The sequence below is a fragment of the Kitasatospora sp. NPDC004799 genome (genome assembly GCF_040609095.1).
Classification (GTDB): domain Bacteria; phylum Actinomycetota; class Actinomycetes; order Streptomycetales; family Streptomycetaceae; genus Kitasatospora.
The window spans coordinates 1-2,337 of record NZ_JBEXJK010000691.1; the positions used below are offsets into that span (position 1 = coordinate 1).

The window sequence follows — 2,337 nt, forward strand, 5'->3', positions numbered from 1 at the left end:
GGGTGCCGTCCCGGGCGGTGCGGACGGTGGCCGCCACCGCGAGGTCGCCGGTCGGGTGCGGGGCGGCCAGCACCGGGACCCGCAGCTGCGGCCACCCGCCGCCGCCGACCGGGGTGAGCAGGATCCGGCCGGAGAGCTCGCCCCGGTAGCTGCGGGCCCGGCCGCCCTGCACGGTGTCGATGGTCGGGTCGGGCGCGCGCCCCAGCTCCCCCGGTACGGACAGCGTCACCCGGACCCGCGCGGTGCCGCCCGCCGGGACCTCCACCCGGGCCGGCTCCACCCGGTAGGAGGCGCCCGGCAGTTCGGTCGAGGCCGCGTACGAGGTGCGGTAGACCAGCGGCGCGTCCGAGGTGTTGCGCACCTCGATCTCCCGGGTCACCGCCGTCGGCCCGCCGACCTCGACCGGCCCGAAGGAGACCCCGACCCCGCCCGGCACCGCGCCCTCCCCCGCCGCGTAGGCGACGGCCGGCGTGCGGACCGCCTGGTCCACCCGGACCCGCCCGGCCCCGGTGCGCTCGGGCCCGTAGGCCGGCCCGGTGCGGTCGTCGCCGAGGAAGGTGTCCACGGTGGTGTTCATCAGCGCGGCCTTGACCTGCTCGACCGGCCAGTCCGGGTGCGCGGCGCGGACCAGCGCGGCGAGCCCGGCCACGTGCGGGGCGGCCATCGAGGTGCCGCTCTCCCGCTGGCCGCCGGCGCCGCTGCCGACCAGGGTGGACCAGATGCTCTCGCCGGGGGCGGCCAGGTCGGGCTTGACCACGCCCGGCACCCCGATGCCGCGCGAGGTGAAGTCGGTCAGGGTGTCGACCCGGGCCGGCTGGTCCTGGGCGACGGAGCCGTGCAGCGGGTTGCCGGGCGCGGCGAGCCGGACCACCACCGGCCCGGCCGCCACGGCCTCCCGCAGCCGCTCGCCGTCGGCCCGCGCCAGCAGCGCGGCCGGGACGCGGTCGTTGCCGGAGATCTCGGCCAGGTGGTCGGAGTCGGCGGCGTACAGCGCGCCGATCGCGCCCGCGTCGGCGGCGTGGTCGGCGCGCGGGCCGGAGTTGCAGGCCCGGTCGGCGTCCCGGGTGTGCCAGGCGAGCAGCGCGATCCGCCCCGCCAGCCGCTGCCGGTCGGCCTCGGTGAACGGGGTGCAGCCGTCCGACTGGTCGGCGGGCAGGGCGAGTTCGCCGCTGACGTCGGCGGTGGTCCAGCCCTGGTAGCGCTCGCTCCAGTGCGCCGGGACGACCCCGGCCCGGTCGGCGGGGGCGAGCACGGTGATGCCGTCCACGTCGGCGTGCCCGTGCACCGAGGCGGCGACGGTGATCGCCCGGGCGGCGGTGCCGGGGCTGCCGCCGATGCCGTACACGTCGCCGTCGTTGCCGGCCGCCGCGACCACGGCGGTGCCCAGCTCGGCGAGCCGGTCGACGGCCAGGGCGTCGGTGTCGTCGGTGCTGCCGAAGTGGCTGCCGAGCGAGAGGTTGACGACGTCCAGCCGGTCGCTCAGGTCGCCGTCCCCGTTCGGGTCGGCGGCCAGGTCGAGCGCCTCGGTGACCCGGTCGGTGGAGCCGTCGCAGCCGAACACCCGGATCGCGTACAGCTCCGCGCCCGGGGCGGTGCCGGGGCCGATCCGGAAGCCGGCCGGGTCCAGCCCGGGCCCGTACGGGCCGGTGTACGGGCGGCCGTCGGCGGTCACGCCGTACCCGGCCGCGGTGCCGGCCACGTGGGTGCCGTGCCCGTTGCGCACGCAGTCGATCGGGTTGTCGCTGGGGTGCGGCACGGGCTGGTGGTGCGGGGAGGCCGGGTCGGGGTCGTAGTCGTCGCCGACCAGGTCCCGGCCGCCGACCACCTTGGCGTTGGGGAACAGCGCGGGCGGCGCGGGCTTGCCGCGCTCGACCGAGCGGAACGCCTCCTCGGTGCCGGGGCCGCCGAAGTCGGCGTGGGTGTAGTCGATGCCGCTGTCGACGATCCCGATCCGCATGCCCCGGCCGGTGCCGGCCGCCCCGCCGCCGGCCCAGACCCGGGGGGCGCCGGTCAGCGGGACGGAGTGGGCGTTGTCCCGCCGCTTGGCGACGATCGGGTGGACGGCCCGGACGCCCGGCAGCGCCCGCAGCGCGGGCAGCCGGTCGGCGGGCGCGCTGACCGCGAGGCCGGTGAGCACGGTCCGGGTGCGGTAGAGCTCGCGGGCGGCGGGTGCCGCCCGGTGGACGGCCCCGGCCAGCCGGTCGAGCGCGTCGCCGGCCCGGGCCCGCTGGGCGGCGCCAGCCCGCGCGGTGCTCCTCGAAGGCGGTCTCGGGGTGGGTGTGGATGCGGCGGCTGAGCGCGAGCAGGTCGGCCCGGTGGGCGTGGACGCGCTCGCGC

1 protein-coding gene is annotated in these 2,337 nt (G+C 79.0%); it reads right to left on the minus strand.

Translation table 11 applies throughout. The annotated features are described in order from the left end of the window. A partial coding sequence (locus tag ABZW03_RS39940; RefSeq protein ID WP_355269662.1) for a S8 family serine peptidase occupies positions 1 to 2,337 on the minus strand: 2,337 nt, incomplete at both ends.